Below are 12,469 nucleotides of genomic sequence, written 5' to 3' on the forward strand. Positions count from 1 at the left end.
TGACAAAATGTTCCAGAATTCAAAATAAGGATGTCTGACGTGCGCCAGATCTGGGTGGGGTGTATTTTGCTATCAACTGCGGTAAGCAGTGCCGCTGTCACGCTCGGAAAGCACAGTGGCGCTGCTGTCATCGGCCGGCCGTTGGACGTGAGAGTTCAGGTGTTGATGGCACCCGGCGAAGACATTGGCGGCTTGTGCATCGGGGCAGACGTCTTCTACGGCGACTCGCAGGTGCCGGGTAGCCAGGTGCGCAGCACGCCGCAAAAAACAACACTCGACGCAGAAGGGTTCGTCCGGGTTCAGTCTTTTCAGGCCGTAAACGAGCCCATTGTTACGGTCTATGTGCGTGCCGGCTGCAACACGCCGTTTACCCGCCGGTTCGTCTTGCTTGCCGATCCGATCACCGAGCCATCGGTGCAGCCAGCGCCCACGCCCGCAACGGGAAGCCGGGCGGGGGCGGGTTCTATGGCCGCACCTGGGCGCTTGTCCTTGGTGAACGGCGTCCTGGCGGGCGCCTCCGGTCCTGCTGACGCAGCGCCCGTAGCCAGGGTCGATGAACAGCCATCGCAGCTTGGGGTAGCGCCAAGGCCGGTGTCTGCTGCGCCATATGCCCAGCCCGTTGCGCGCGCGCCCAGACCCAAAGTGACCAGTGTGGTGCGGCGCGCTGTAACTCCCCGCAGCGAAGTCACCCCGCGCCTTCAACTGGAACCTGTCGACCTGAGCCTGGCGATTGAGCGCGACCCGGTGTTGAGGATGTCCATCTCGCTCTTGAGCGAGCCCACGACATCCGACGAAACCCGCGCTGCCGCAGCACTGCTGTGGAAGACCATCAGCGCCTCGCCCGAAGAGGCCTTGGGCAATGTGCAGAAGCTGTCTGTGCTCGAGTCCGAGTCAAAAGGTCTGCGTGACGCCGAGAGCCAGAGCAAGGCCACCATTGCCGCCCTGAACAGCGATCTGGAGGCTGCCAAGGAAGAGCGTTTCATGAACTGGCTGGTCTACCTGCTGGGCGCTGCGCTCGCGTTGGCTCTGCTGGCCTTGGTCGCTCTGTGGCGCCGGCGTGACCAGGCGGGGGGCATCGCTGCAAAAACTTGGTGGGCTTCAGAAGGCGCAAGCAAGTCTGAAAAAATAGCGCTCAGGGCGGTGCCAGAGGGAATTGGCGCCGACATTGATCTTGATTTGGATGTGGATCTTGGTCGAGAGTCTTCGTTTGGCGCTTACAAGCGCGGAGCAGCGCCTCCGAAGAGCGCTCGCAAGGAGCAAGACGGCTTGTCACTGCTCGACGAGAGCGCTCAGGCGCTCTCGCCGGAAGAAAAAGAAAAGCGAGACTTTGCCCACAGCATGATGGGTGCCTCACGCTCCGTCGCCACCGAGGAATTGTTTGATATACAGCAGCAGGCCGACTTTTTTGTTTCCTTGGGTGAGGATGAGCAAGCCATTCAAGTCTTGCGCAGTCACCTGACCGAGAGCCATGAGCCCAGCGCATTGGCGTATCTGGATTTGCTCAAGATCTACCACCGGCTCGGATGCAAAGCCGACTACGAGCGCTCGCGTGAAGAGTTCAACCACGTATTCAATGCGGGTGCCCCGCCATTTGAGCAGTATTCAGATGCGAGCCAGGGCCTTGAGGCCTACGAAGCCGCTTTTGGGCGTATTCAGGCCTTGTGGCCCCAGCCCAAAGTGCTTGATGTCATCGAGAAATCCATCTTCCGCGACCCGAACGATCCACACTCGGAGGTGTTTGATCTGGAGGCCTACCGTGAGCTGTTGCTGTTGCATGCGATGGCCAAGGACATGATCAAGCGCGAAGAGGACGCTGCCAACGCCCTCAATGACTTTCAGCACACGGCCGTTCAGCCTTTGAAAGTCGCTGGAAAAATTGTCGCGTCTGCTATGCCTTTGGGTGGCGGCGATACCCAGCCCTTTGACAGGGCTCCCCCAGCGTCCCCGCGTCTGGGTCTCGACGTGGATTTGAGTGATTTGTCTGAATTTTCAGCATTCGAAGCTTCCTTGCCTGAAGTGCCGATGGTGGTGGAGCCAACAGCGCAGCCGTATCCTCCGCCGAAAAGTGTGCCGCGGGAGCCGATGGACAACCTGATTGATTTTGATGTGCTCGACTTCATGACCAGCGAAGACGCGAAGCCTGAACCAAAGCCGTCTGACAAGGTCTGATTCGGTTGCGCTCGAAGATCGGTCGAGAATTAAATATGAAAGAGCCGGGCTTGCCCGGCTTTTTCACATCTATGGAGATGGCGGAAAGCCTGTTGGCCTGGTTTCAGCGCCGTACCTGGAGGGCGCCCGGGTTCACGATGTTGGTCGGAGTGCCCTTGATGTAATTGACTACATTGTCAAAGGCAGACGCAAAGTAAGCTTCGTAACTGTCTTGTTCAACATAGCCTATGTGCGGTGTGCAAATGCAGTTTTCCAGTCTCAGCAGTGCATGCCCTTGAAGAATGGGTTCAGATTCGAACACATCCACTGCAGCCATGCCAGGGCGTCCTCGGTTCAGACCCGCCAGCAGGGCTTCAGGTGCGATGAGCTCCGCTCTGGACGTGTTGACCAGCAGTGAAGTGGGTTTCATGCGCGAAAGGTCCTCCAGCGTCACGCAGCCAGCACTGCTTTCCCCCAGGCGCAGATGCAGCGAAAGCACATCGGCTGTTTCAAAAAAACCTTCCTTGCTGGTCGCCATATCGTAGCCATCGGACAACGCACGGGCACGCGAAGTTTCGCTGCCCCAGACGATCACCCGCATACCAAACGCCCGCCCGTAACCAGCCACCAGCGAGCCGATGCGGCCGTAGCTCCAGATGCCCAGGGTTTTTCCCTTGAGCGCCATGCCCAGCCCGAAGTTGACGGGCATAGATGAGGCTTTTAGGCCGGACTGCTGCCAAGCACCGTGTTTGAGGTTCGCCGCATACTGTGGGATGCGGCGCATGGAAGCCATGATCAAGCCCCAGGTCAGTTCGGCTGTAGAGACGGGTGAGCCAACCCCTTCTGCAACTGCAATGCCTCGGTCTGTGCAGGCGGCCACGTCGAGGTGCGCGCCGATACGGCCGGTTTGGGCAATCAGCTTCAGGCGTGGCAACTTTTCAATCAGTTGCCGTGTGATCTGCGTTCTCTCACGCACCAGCACCACCACATCGGCATCCCGCAAGCGCACCGCCAGCTGACCCACGCCCTTGACGGTGTTGGTGAACACTTTGGCTGGGTACAGTTCTAATTTTTCGGCACAACGCAGTTTCCGCACAGCGTCCTGATAGTCATCAAGGATCACAATATTCATGGGCTCTATTGTGCCCGCATGGCCAAAGGGGATTGCAGTGAACCATGCAACCTTGTCACGCGCATGAACCGGACATGCTCTATGACATGTTTTTTGGTGGACCTGAGTTGAGCGGGCTGCGCGTCAATTCAGGCCTGGCGCCGGAGTGCCTGGTGCTCGAGCGCAGCCAGCCTGTCGAGTTCTGCACACACGTCGTTGATGTGGCCCGAAATCACCAGGCGGGCTTCGGTGCGGCTGCTCTCGACAGGGTCGGTGTTCTGGAGCTCGTGCACCCGACGCGACCGGGGCGCCTTCACTCCATGTTGCGTGCTGGTCACGTTTGCCGCTGTGCCAGCGCCCTTGACATGGCGTCCGAGCCAGCCCGCGCGGATGAACTGCTGCGCAACTTTCTGAGGTGTCTTGGCCTGCTGGTTAAACGTCGGGGCGGGCAGCCAGCTGTCGATCAGTTGCAGCGGTGCGCGCCAGGTGTTGGTTGTGAAACGGATTCCCATGCGAAACTCCAAAAGGGGTTGAACACAGGCAGGATTGCTTAAAAAATCGCCAACGCAGGGTTGTGCCGTTCGGGCGGTACAAACCGCCTTCCGGACCAAACGCCCGCCACCTGCTGAGGCGACGTGAACCCCGAAGGGTCAGACCTGGAAGCTGTTTCGGATCAGGCCGACGGCCAGTCCTTCAATTTCAAACGGTTCGCCTGGTTCAATCACGATGGTTTTGTAGTCCGGATTTTCGGCGTGCAGTTCGATCAGGTGTTGCCGCCGCATGAAACGCTTGACCGTGACGTCTTCACCCAGGCGAGCCACCACAATCTGGCCGTTTTTGGCTTCTTTGGTGGCTTGTACAGCGAGCAAATCACCATCGATGATGCCGATATCGCGCATGGACATGCCGCGCACCTTCAGTAGGTAGTCGGGTGTGGATTGAAACAGGCTGCGCTCGACGTGGTAGGTTATGTCAACGTGTTCCTGGGCGAGGATGGGAGAGCCGGCCGCTACGCGACCAATGAGGGGTAGCACAAGCTGCGCGAGGCTGGGGAGTGGCAGTGTAAGCTGGCGTCCCCGCGAGTCGTTGATGGACTGAAGGTCTTCGCTGCGCAGGCGGATGCCACGCGATGTGCCGCTGACGAGTTCGATCACCCCCTTGCGGGCTAGGGCCTGCAGGTGCTCTTCCGCCGCGTTGGCCGATTTGAAACCCAGCTCTGTGGCAATTTCTGCGCGGGTTGGCGGCGCGCCAGTGCGTGCAATAGCGGTCTGGATGAGTTCCAGAATCTGCTGTTGGCGGGCCGTGAGTTTGGGCGAATAGGGCTGGGACTCAAGCATGGGTGACCTTTTGAAGAGCGCTCACGAGGAGGGCAGTCGGCATCTGGCAGGGGAGGGATTGGGCACAGCAGCCACATCAGGGTTTTGGCCTGGCTGTTTTCTTATCCAGTACCTGTATTTTTAATCAGTTTTGGAGGCTTGGCAAGTGGCAATTCATGAAATGCAGGTGCAGGCCGAGAAACGCCTGGTGATTTTGGGCATGGGTGGAACCATTGCTGGGCGCGCGACCCAGGCAGGGGACAACGTGGGCTACGTGGCGGGGCAAGTGTCGGTGGCCGATCTGGTGAGGGCCGTGCCGTTGCTGAATGACCTGGCGCTGGATGTGGAACAGGTGGCGCAGCTGGACAGCAAGGACATGGATTTCGCGGCGTGGAAGGCGCTTGCCGCTCGTGTGGCGTTTCATTTGGAGCGACCCGAGGTGGCGGGTATTGTCATCACCCACGGGACCGACACCATCGAGGAGACCGCGTTTTTTTTGCAATCGGTCTTGCGTCCTGCCAAGCCGGTGGTGTTGACGTGTGCCATGCGCCCGGCCACTGCTCTGGTGCCCGATGGACCGCAGAACGTGAGCGACGCGGTGGCGGTGGCGCGCCACGAGGATGCTCGGGGGGTTGTGGTGGTGTGTGCCGGCCAGGTCCACAGCGCTGACGACGTGACCAAGGTGCACACCTACCGCGTGGATGCTTTCGATTCCGGCGATGCAGGCCCGCTGGGGTGTGTAGAGGAGGGCCAGCTGCGGCAGTTCCGGCCTTGGCCTGAAGCGCGTGCGGCCGGTGCCCTGGTTGCTGCCGTTTATGCCCGAGTACAGGCCTGTTCGGCTTTGCCTCGCGCGGCCTTGTTGACGAGTCACGCTGACGCGGACGGGCTGATGGTGCAGGCGTTGTTGGCCCAGGTTGGCCGCGACACTGCTCACCCATTGCGTGGAATTGTGGTCGCTGGCACGGGCAACGGCACCGTGCACGCGCTTCTGGAGTCGGCGCTGCTGGAGGCCCAGGCGCAAGGGGTGCGCGTGGTTCGATGTAGCCGCTGTGCGCGAGGACGCGTGTTGGCGCATCCGGGGCAGCGGTTGGGCGAGGTGTCGGATCTGTCACCGGTCAAAGCGCGTATTGCGCTGGCCTTGGAGCTCCTGGCTGGATGATGTTGCACGCACTGGTTCGTGTGAATCGGTAAAGCCGGGCGTGGTGCACTCAGGTGCTGTTCGTGGGTGCTAGGCGCAAAAAAACCCGGTGCAAGACCGGGTTTTTCAGGGAGGGCAATTGGGTTTACTTGGCCAGCGCTTCGAATGCTCGGGCGGTGATGTCGTCCACCGAACCCATGCCGCTGATGGCGCGGTATTTCGGCGCGGCGTCAGCATCGTTTTGCGCCCATTGGCTGTAGTAGTCCACCAGTGGGCGGGTCTGCGCGCTGTAAACCTCCAGCCGCTTTTTGACTGTTTCTTCCTTGTCGTCTTCGCGCTGAATCAGGGGCTCACCCGTCACGTCGTCCTGGCCCTCCACTTTGGGCGGATTGAACTTGACGTGGTAGGTGCGACCCGAGGCTGGGTGCGAACGGCGTCCGCTCATGCGTTCGATGATGGCCTCAAAAGGCACGTCGATTTCTAGCACATAGTCCAATTTCACGCCGGCGGCCTTCATGGCGTCGGCTTGGGGAATGGTGCGAGGAAAGCCGTCGAATAGAAAGCCGTTGGCGCAGTCGGCCTGGGCAATGCGCTCCTTGACCAGATTGATGATGAGGTCGTCGCTGACCAGTCCACCGGATTCCATCACGCTCTTGGCCTCAAGGCCCAGTGGGGTGCCGGCCTTGACTGCTGCACGCAGCATGTCGCCAGTGGAAATTTGGGGGATGCCGTATTTTTGGCAGATGAAGGTGGCTTGTGTACCCTTGCCTGCACCCGGAGCGCCCAACAAAATCAGTCTCATCGCATTCCTTTTAAGAGTTTCAATGGGGAGCCGCTTGTCTATTGCGGCAGCCCCCTGGACCGGGGGCCGGGGGCGACCGGGCGAGGATAGCACGGGCTTCCCCGACGCTGGCTTACACGCAATTCGGGAAAAAAAGCGCGCTTTGAAGGCGCTGCAGTGCGCTCGATCAGCCGCGCAGAAGCAGCGCGCGTACCCGTTCCAAGTCTTCTGGCGTGTCCACGCCGGGACCGGGTGCGACCGCGCTGACATGCACCGCAATGCGCTGGCCATGCCACATTACGCGCAGCTGTTCCAGCGACTCGATGGTTTCCAACGGTGCGGGCTCCAGGGCTGGAAACCGTCGCAGGAAGCCCGCTCGGTAGCCGTAAATACCGATGTGCCGCAAGGGGGCTGGTGATGGCAAGCCCGCACCTGGGGCGCCAGCCAGCGGCGCCATGCCGTCGCGCCGCCAGGGTATGGGCGCACGGCTGAAATACAGCGCCGTTTGGGCTTTGTCCAGCACCACTTTCACCACATTCGGGTTCAAAAAATCGGCCATGCCGTCGATGGCGTGTGCCGCCGTGCTCATGACGCAGTCCGGCCGGTGCTGTAGCTCAGCGGCCACGGCATTGATCAGATCGGGTTCAATCAAGGGCTCATCGCCCTGCACATTGACCACCACGGCGTCGTCTGCCAGGCCCAGCAGGGCGCAGGCTTCGGCCAGGCGGTCGCTGCCCGACACATGGTCGGTGCGGGTCAGCAGTGCCGGGATGCCGTGGGCTTCGCAAGCTTGCACGATACGAAGGTCGTCGGCCGCCACCACGCAGCGGCTCGCCTGGCTCAGGCCTGCGCGCTGGGCCACGCGCACCACCATGGGCAAGCCGGCCAGGTCGGCCAAGGGCTTGTTCGGCAAGCGGCTCGACGACAGCCTCGCCGGGATCAAGACCGTGAAGCCGGCTCCTCGACCCAACGCACTCACGGGCGAGGTGCCGGTGCCGATGGGCGTGCCGCTTCTTCCTCGGTGATCGGGCGGGCCACGTGTTCCAGCAAGATGGGGATGCCATCGCGCACAGGGTAGGCCAGACGGGCGCTGCGCGAGAGCAGTTCCTGTTTGTCGCGGTTATAGATCAGCGGTCCTTTGGTGACCGGGCAGACCAGCAGTTCGAGCAGTTTGGTGTCCATGTGGGAATGATAGTCGGGCCAGGCTCGGTGGCGCCTCATGGGGCGGTTTTCAGGGCGGCCAGGCGTGCGTCGATGTCGGCGAAAAAAGCCGGTTCTGGCACCAGCTCCAGCGGCACGGCCCACAAGCCAGGGTGTGCCACGCCGCCTTCACCACAGGCCTGTCCAAAGCACTTGACCGCGTCCTTTTCGGTACACACCACCGCAGTGGTCGAACTTTTGCACAAGGCGGCGTAGGCAGCAGGCGCCGCATGGTCGGGCAAGGCCACCTCGTGCGCAAGGGTGAGTCCACGCGCGCGCAGCATGTCAAAAAACACCGCTGGCCGCGCAATGCCCGCCACAGCGGTGATTGCCTGGCCTTGAAGCTGCTCCAGCGCGATGCGTTGGCCGCCAAGCTCCACCGCGTGGTGTGCCAAGCGGCGGATTGCCGTGAAGACGGGTATGCCCGGTGCCGGCGCAATGTTGGGCGGTGTGGCCCCTTCGCGGTGCTGGCGCAGCACCAAATTGGGCTGAAAGGCGGCGCCGCTGCTCGGTGGCCACGGCTCGCGCAGCAGGCCAGCGGGCAGCAGCCAGCCGTTGCCGATGCCGCGCTCGTCAAATACGGCGATGGCGATGTCGCGTTGCAAGGCCAGATGCTGCAGGCCGTCGTCGCACAGCAGCAGGTTGACGTGCGGATGAGCCGCCAGCAGCGCACTCGCGGCGGCGGCACGCTGGCGCGCCACAAAAACCGGCACACCCGTGGCCCGATGGATCAGGGCCGGTTCGTCACCGCTCTCGCTTGTGGGCGTGGCGGCGGTCACTTCGAGCACCTCATCGCTTTGGCGGCCGTAGCCGCGCGACACCACGCCGGGGTGCCAGCCCTGAGCGAGCAGGTGCTGCGCCAGCGCGATCACCGTGGGGGTCTTGCCAGCGCCGCCCACCACCACGTTGCCGACCACAATGACCGGCACCGGCAGGCGGTGAGAGGCGAGAAGCCCCCAAGCGTAAAAGCGGTTGCGCAAGGCCATGAGCGCGCCATAGACCCAGGAAACGGGGCGCAGCAACCAGGCATTCAGGCTGCGTCGCTGGGCGTTGGTTTGCCAGCGGGCTTGGCGGCCTGCGGACCCTTCAGTCGGAGTGGCCATGCCGAGGTGGTGCCGTGTTCAGGGTTGCGTGCTTGGCGTCTTGCCGCCGGACTGCTGGGTGGCAAATGTGATCTGCACCAGACCGGCGCGACGGGCAGCGTCCATGACGTTGATGACCGACTGGTGGGTGGCTGCTGCGTCGGCGCTGATGATGACCACCACCTCCCGGTTGTCCTGGCTGGCCGCGGACAACGCACGGGTCAGGGTGTCGACGCCCGCGCCCTCCAGCAGCTCTTTGTTGATCGAATACCGGCCATCGCTGCTGATGGCCACGATCACTTCTTTGGGGTTTTCACGCGGCGCCTGCGCGTCGGCCACGGGCAGATTGACCTGCAGTTCGGTGAACTTGCTGTAGGTGGTGGTGAGCATCAAAAAAATCAGCACCACCAGCAAGATGTCGATGAAGGGGATCAGGTTGATCTCGGGCTCGTCGCGGTTGCCGGGTCTGAAGTTCACCACACCGCTCCCGAAAAGAGGTTCAACGCGACCGCCAAAGCTTGCGTGCTCATTTGCGCAGGCTCACCAGGTGGCGCGCAAAGCGTTCGGCCGCCAGCTCCATGGAGAGCAGGTAGTCGTCTACCCGCGCTCTGAAATAGCGCCAGAAGATCAATGCCGGAATCGCCACAATCAAACCAAAAGCCGTGTTGTACAGCGCAATGGAGATGCCGTGCGCCAGTTGCTCCGGGTTGCCGCCGCCTGGCGTGGTCCCCATGCCGCCGTCGCCAGCTTGCGATCCAAAAATTTCAATCATGCCGATGACCGTGCCCAGCAGCCCCAGCAAGGGCGCGGCAGATGCAATGGTGGCAATAGCGCCCAGATAGCGCTGCAGCTTGGCGGCGGCTTTGCGGCCTGCGCCTTCCAGGCTGGAGCGCAGGTCGTCCTCGCTGGCGCGTGGGTTGCTGTTGAGCACTCGAAAACCACTGGCCAGCACTTCACCCAGCACCGAGTTCTGTTCCAGCTGGGTGACCACGTCGGGCCCAGGTATGCCGTTGCGCGACACCATGATGGCTTCGTCGAGCAATTTGGGAGGCACGATCTTGGCGGTTTTCAGGGTGATGAACCGTTCAATGACCAGGGCCATTCCGAGCACGGAACAGATGATCAGCGGCCAGATGGGCCAGCCGGCGGCTTGTATGATGGAAAACAAATCGGGGCTCCAGGCAAATGCCGCCAAGCGTTGGCGGCTCATGTGCAATCTTTGGGATTATGGCTCAGCGCCTACCGTACCGCCGCCAAGCCCTGGGTACTCCCGTTGAGCCTCTTGCGCCTTGTTGCCACGCCATTCAGGTGTGCATGCGGGGCTATCCGTGCACAGATTCTGTGGATAACTTTGTGAAGAACTTGCCCCTACCGCTGTGCAAACCCGCGCAGCACTTCAGTTTAGACAGAACGATGAGAAAACAGGCACCACAAAACACATTGAAATCAAGGGCTTGGGCCAATGACCGTTGTGTTGCGTGTGTTGGTGAGTGCACCGCCAGCATGGGCGCGGGTTGTGGACAGATTTGCCTTGGTGTGGCCCGTGGCTGAGTCGTTTTTCGAACCCGAGGCAGCTCCAGCAAGCCGGGTCTGGGCAGTTGGTCCGCTGATGCGCGCCATTGCTGACACCTTGGCCGCCCGTTTCAACCCGGTGGCGGTACGCGGCGAGATTGCGGGCTTTTCGCGCGCAGCCAGCGGTCATTGCTACTTTTCGCTTAAAGATGAAACGGGTCAGGTGCGCTGCGCCATGTTTCGCCGGGCGGCCGAACAGCTTAACTTCAGCCCGCGCGACGGGCAGCGTGTGGAAGCCCGCGGCAAGCTCGACGTGTACGGCCCGCGGGGCGACCTGCAACTCCTTGTGGACACCCTGCAGCCGGCCGGGCAGGGTGCGCTGTTCGAGCAGTTTCTGCGCCTCAAGGCGCAGTTGGAAGGCGAAGGTCTGTTTAACGCAGCCCGCAAGCGGGCTTTGCCGGCGCAGCCCCACAGCATTGGTGTGGTGACCTCGCTGGGAGCTGCGGCTCTGCGCGATGTGGTCACCGCCCTGCGCCGCCGTGTGCCCCATCTCCCGGTGGTGGTTTACCCGTCGGCCGTGCAGGGGCTGCAGGCGCCGACAGAGCTTTGTGCCGCGTTGAAAACGGCCTACCGCCGGCACGCCGAAACCGGCGAGAGCGAGGTGCTGTTGCTGGTGCGCGGTGGCGGTTCGATGGAAGACCTGTGGTCTTTCAATGACGAGTCGGTCGTGCGCACCGTGGCGCAGGCGCCCATGCCGGTGGTGTGTGGGGTGGGGCATGAAACGGACTTCACCCTGGCCGATTTTGTGGCCGATCTGCGTGCGCCCACGCCTACGGCGGCGGCCGAACTGTGCGCGCCTGCGCGCGATCTGCGTCTGGGGGAGCTGGCTTACCTGCTGGAGCGCATGAATGAAGCTGCCTATGGCGCGGTGGACCAGCGGGCCCAGCAACTGGACCGCCTAGCCCAGCGTATGGGCCGTCCTTCGGCCCGCGTGCATGGCAGCCACCAGCGGCTGAGCGCGCTGCAGCACCGTTTGCACAGCGCGCTGCTGCTGGCCAGCCAGCGCCAACACGGCCGGCTACAAGCGCTGGAAGGCGTTCTTCCCGTGGCGTTGCAACGCGCCGTCGATCAGCACAGCCGCCGGTTGCAGCGTTGTGAAACATCGCTGGGTCTGCTGGACCCGCGCCTTGTGCTGGAGCGGGGCTACGCCTTCCTGACCGATACCCAGGGCCTGGCCATCACCCGTGCCAGCCAGGCCCGGCCCGGGCAGGCGCTGCGCGCCACCCTGGCCGACGGTGAACTGGGGCTCACCGTTGACAGCTGATGCCGCTGGCGCAGAAACCCTGATCGTCGAAATTGTGGCGGCCTTGCCTACAATGCGCGGTCGGCAAGGCCACCGCGCTCATGGCACGATGGTCTGACTTTCACAACACCCACCGCACGAGGAACCCCATGGAACATACCCTGCCCGCATTGCCCTACGCGATTGACGCCCTGGTGCCGCATTACTCCCAGGAAACGCTGGAGTTTCACCACGGCAAGCACCACAACGCCTACGTGGTCAACCTCAACAACCTGCAAAAGGGCACCGAGTTTGAAGCGATGGACCTGGAGTCCATCATCAAGAAGTCCAGCGGTGGCATCTACAACAACTCGGCCCAGATCTGGAACCACACCTTTTTCTGGAACTGCATGAAGCCCAACGGCGGCGGCGAGCCGTCCGGTGCGCTGGCCGACGCCATCAATGCCAAATTTGGCAGCTACGCAGCGTTCAAGGAAGCCTTCGTCAAGAGCGCCGTGGGCAACTTCGGTTCGGGCTGGACCTGGCTGGTGAAAAAGGCCGACGGTTCGGTGGATATCGTCAACATGGGCGCTGCTGGCACCCCGCTGACCACGGGTGACAAGGCCTTGCTGACCGTGGACGTGTGGGAGCATGCTTACTACATCGACTACCGCAACATGCGTCCCAAGTTTGTTGAAACTTTCCTCGACAAACTTGTGAACTGGTCGTTTGCAGAAGCCAATTTCGCCTGACCCTGGTTTTGCTTGCTTGAAAAGGCCCGACGGCAATGCCGTCGGGCCTTTTTTTCGGGTGGATGTTGTCGGGCCGGCGGCCCAAGGTCTAAGCTTGCAACCAGAATCACATAAAAATTGGATTATTTGCTTTCAATTCCCGCATTG

Annotated in this window: 13 protein-coding genes; 4 read left to right on the top strand and 9 right to left on the bottom strand. The window is 61.9% G+C overall.

What is annotated here, in order from left to right:
• The first annotated feature begins 39 nt into the window (after positions 1 to 39).
• The gene (locus ACTG4K_RS16355; protein WP_439115282.1) at positions 40 to 2,169 is read left to right on the top strand and encodes a type IV pilus assembly protein FimV; all 2,130 of its coding nucleotides are present in this window, start codon (positions 40 to 42) and stop codon (positions 2,167 to 2,169) included.
• A 103-nt stretch (positions 2,170 to 2,272) separates the two neighbouring features.
• On the opposite strand, the gene ACTG4K_RS16360 is transcribed toward ACTG4K_RS16355, so the two are convergent.
• From ACTG4K_RS16360 to lexA, 3 genes are all read right to left on the bottom strand, one after another.
• On the bottom strand, positions 2,273 to 3,280 hold the full coding sequence (locus tag ACTG4K_RS16360; protein WP_439115283.1) for a D-2-hydroxyacid dehydrogenase family protein: 1,008 nt from the start codon (positions 3,278 to 3,280) through the stop codon (positions 2,273 to 2,275).
• Between the two features lie 128 nt (positions 3,281 to 3,408).
• The gene (locus ACTG4K_RS16365; protein ID WP_439115284.1) at positions 3,409 to 3,771 is read right to left on the bottom strand and encodes a hypothetical protein; all 363 of its coding nucleotides are present in this window, start codon (positions 3,769 to 3,771) and stop codon (positions 3,409 to 3,411) included.
• Positions 3,772 to 3,909: 138 nt separating this feature from the next.
• The gene (gene lexA, locus ACTG4K_RS16370; RefSeq protein WP_439115285.1) at positions 3,910 to 4,596 is read right to left on the bottom strand and encodes a transcriptional repressor LexA; all 687 of its coding nucleotides are present in this window, start codon (positions 4,594 to 4,596) and stop codon (positions 3,910 to 3,912) included.
• A gap of 145 nt (positions 4,597 to 4,741) precedes the next feature.
• On the opposite strand from lexA, the gene ACTG4K_RS16375 reads away from it, so the two are divergent.
• Positions 4,742 to 5,734: an asparaginase gene (locus ACTG4K_RS16375; protein ID WP_439115286.1), complete on the top strand. Its 993-nt coding sequence runs from the start codon at positions 4,742 to 4,744 to the stop codon at positions 5,732 to 5,734.
• A 124-nt stretch (positions 5,735 to 5,858) separates the two neighbouring features.
• Here ACTG4K_RS16375 and adk read toward each other — a convergent pair whose 3' ends face one another.
• The 6 genes from adk to ACTG4K_RS16405 form a co-directional block, all read right to left on the bottom strand.
• Positions 5,859 to 6,515 carry an adenylate kinase gene (adk, locus tag ACTG4K_RS16380; RefSeq protein ID WP_439115287.1) on the bottom strand — a complete coding sequence of 219 codons (657 nt, stop codon included), beginning with the start codon at positions 6,513 to 6,515 and terminating at the stop codon, positions 5,859 to 5,861.
• A gap of 166 nt (positions 6,516 to 6,681) precedes the next feature.
• Positions 6,682 to 7,464 carry a 3-deoxy-manno-octulosonate cytidylyltransferase gene (gene kdsB, locus ACTG4K_RS16385; RefSeq protein WP_439115375.1) on the bottom strand — a complete coding sequence of 261 codons (783 nt, stop codon included), beginning with the start codon at positions 7,462 to 7,464 and terminating at the stop codon, positions 6,682 to 6,684.
• Positions 7,465 to 7,469: 5 nt separating this feature from the next.
• Positions 7,470 to 7,676: a Trm112 family protein gene (locus ACTG4K_RS16390; RefSeq protein ID WP_439115288.1), complete on the bottom strand. Its 207-nt coding sequence runs from the start codon at positions 7,674 to 7,676 to the stop codon at positions 7,470 to 7,472.
• A 35-nt stretch (positions 7,677 to 7,711) separates the two neighbouring features.
• Positions 7,712 to 8,797, bottom strand: coding sequence for a tetraacyldisaccharide 4'-kinase (gene lpxK / locus ACTG4K_RS16395; RefSeq protein WP_439115289.1), 1,086 nt, complete (start codon positions 8,795 to 8,797; stop codon positions 7,712 to 7,714).
• 18 nt (positions 8,798 to 8,815) lie between these two features.
• Entirely contained in the window at positions 8,816 to 9,253 is a 438-nt protein-coding gene (locus tag ACTG4K_RS16400) for an ExbD/TolR family protein (RefSeq protein ID WP_439115290.1), read from the bottom strand.
• 49 nt (positions 9,254 to 9,302) lie between these two features.
• The gene (locus ACTG4K_RS16405) at positions 9,303 to 9,944 is read right to left on the bottom strand and encodes a MotA/TolQ/ExbB proton channel family protein (protein WP_439115376.1); all 642 of its coding nucleotides are present in this window, start codon (positions 9,942 to 9,944) and stop codon (positions 9,303 to 9,305) included.
• Positions 9,945 to 10,385: 441 nt separating this feature from the next.
• On the opposite strand from ACTG4K_RS16405, the gene xseA reads away from it, so the two are divergent.
• Both xseA and ACTG4K_RS16415 read left to right on the top strand, forming a co-directional pair.
• Entirely contained in the window at positions 10,386 to 11,612 is a 1,227-nt protein-coding gene (gene xseA / locus ACTG4K_RS16410; protein WP_439115291.1) for an exodeoxyribonuclease VII large subunit, read from the top strand.
• 128 nt (positions 11,613 to 11,740) lie between these two features.
• Positions 11,741 to 12,322, top strand: coding sequence for a superoxide dismutase (locus ACTG4K_RS16415; RefSeq protein ID WP_439115292.1), 582 nt, complete (start codon positions 11,741 to 11,743; stop codon positions 12,320 to 12,322).
• The last annotated feature ends 147 nt before the right edge of the window (positions 12,323 to 12,469 follow it).

This window comes from Hydrogenophaga sp. (assembly GCF_965657535.1).
Classification (GTDB): domain Bacteria; phylum Pseudomonadota; class Gammaproteobacteria; order Burkholderiales; family Burkholderiaceae_C; genus Hydrogenophaga.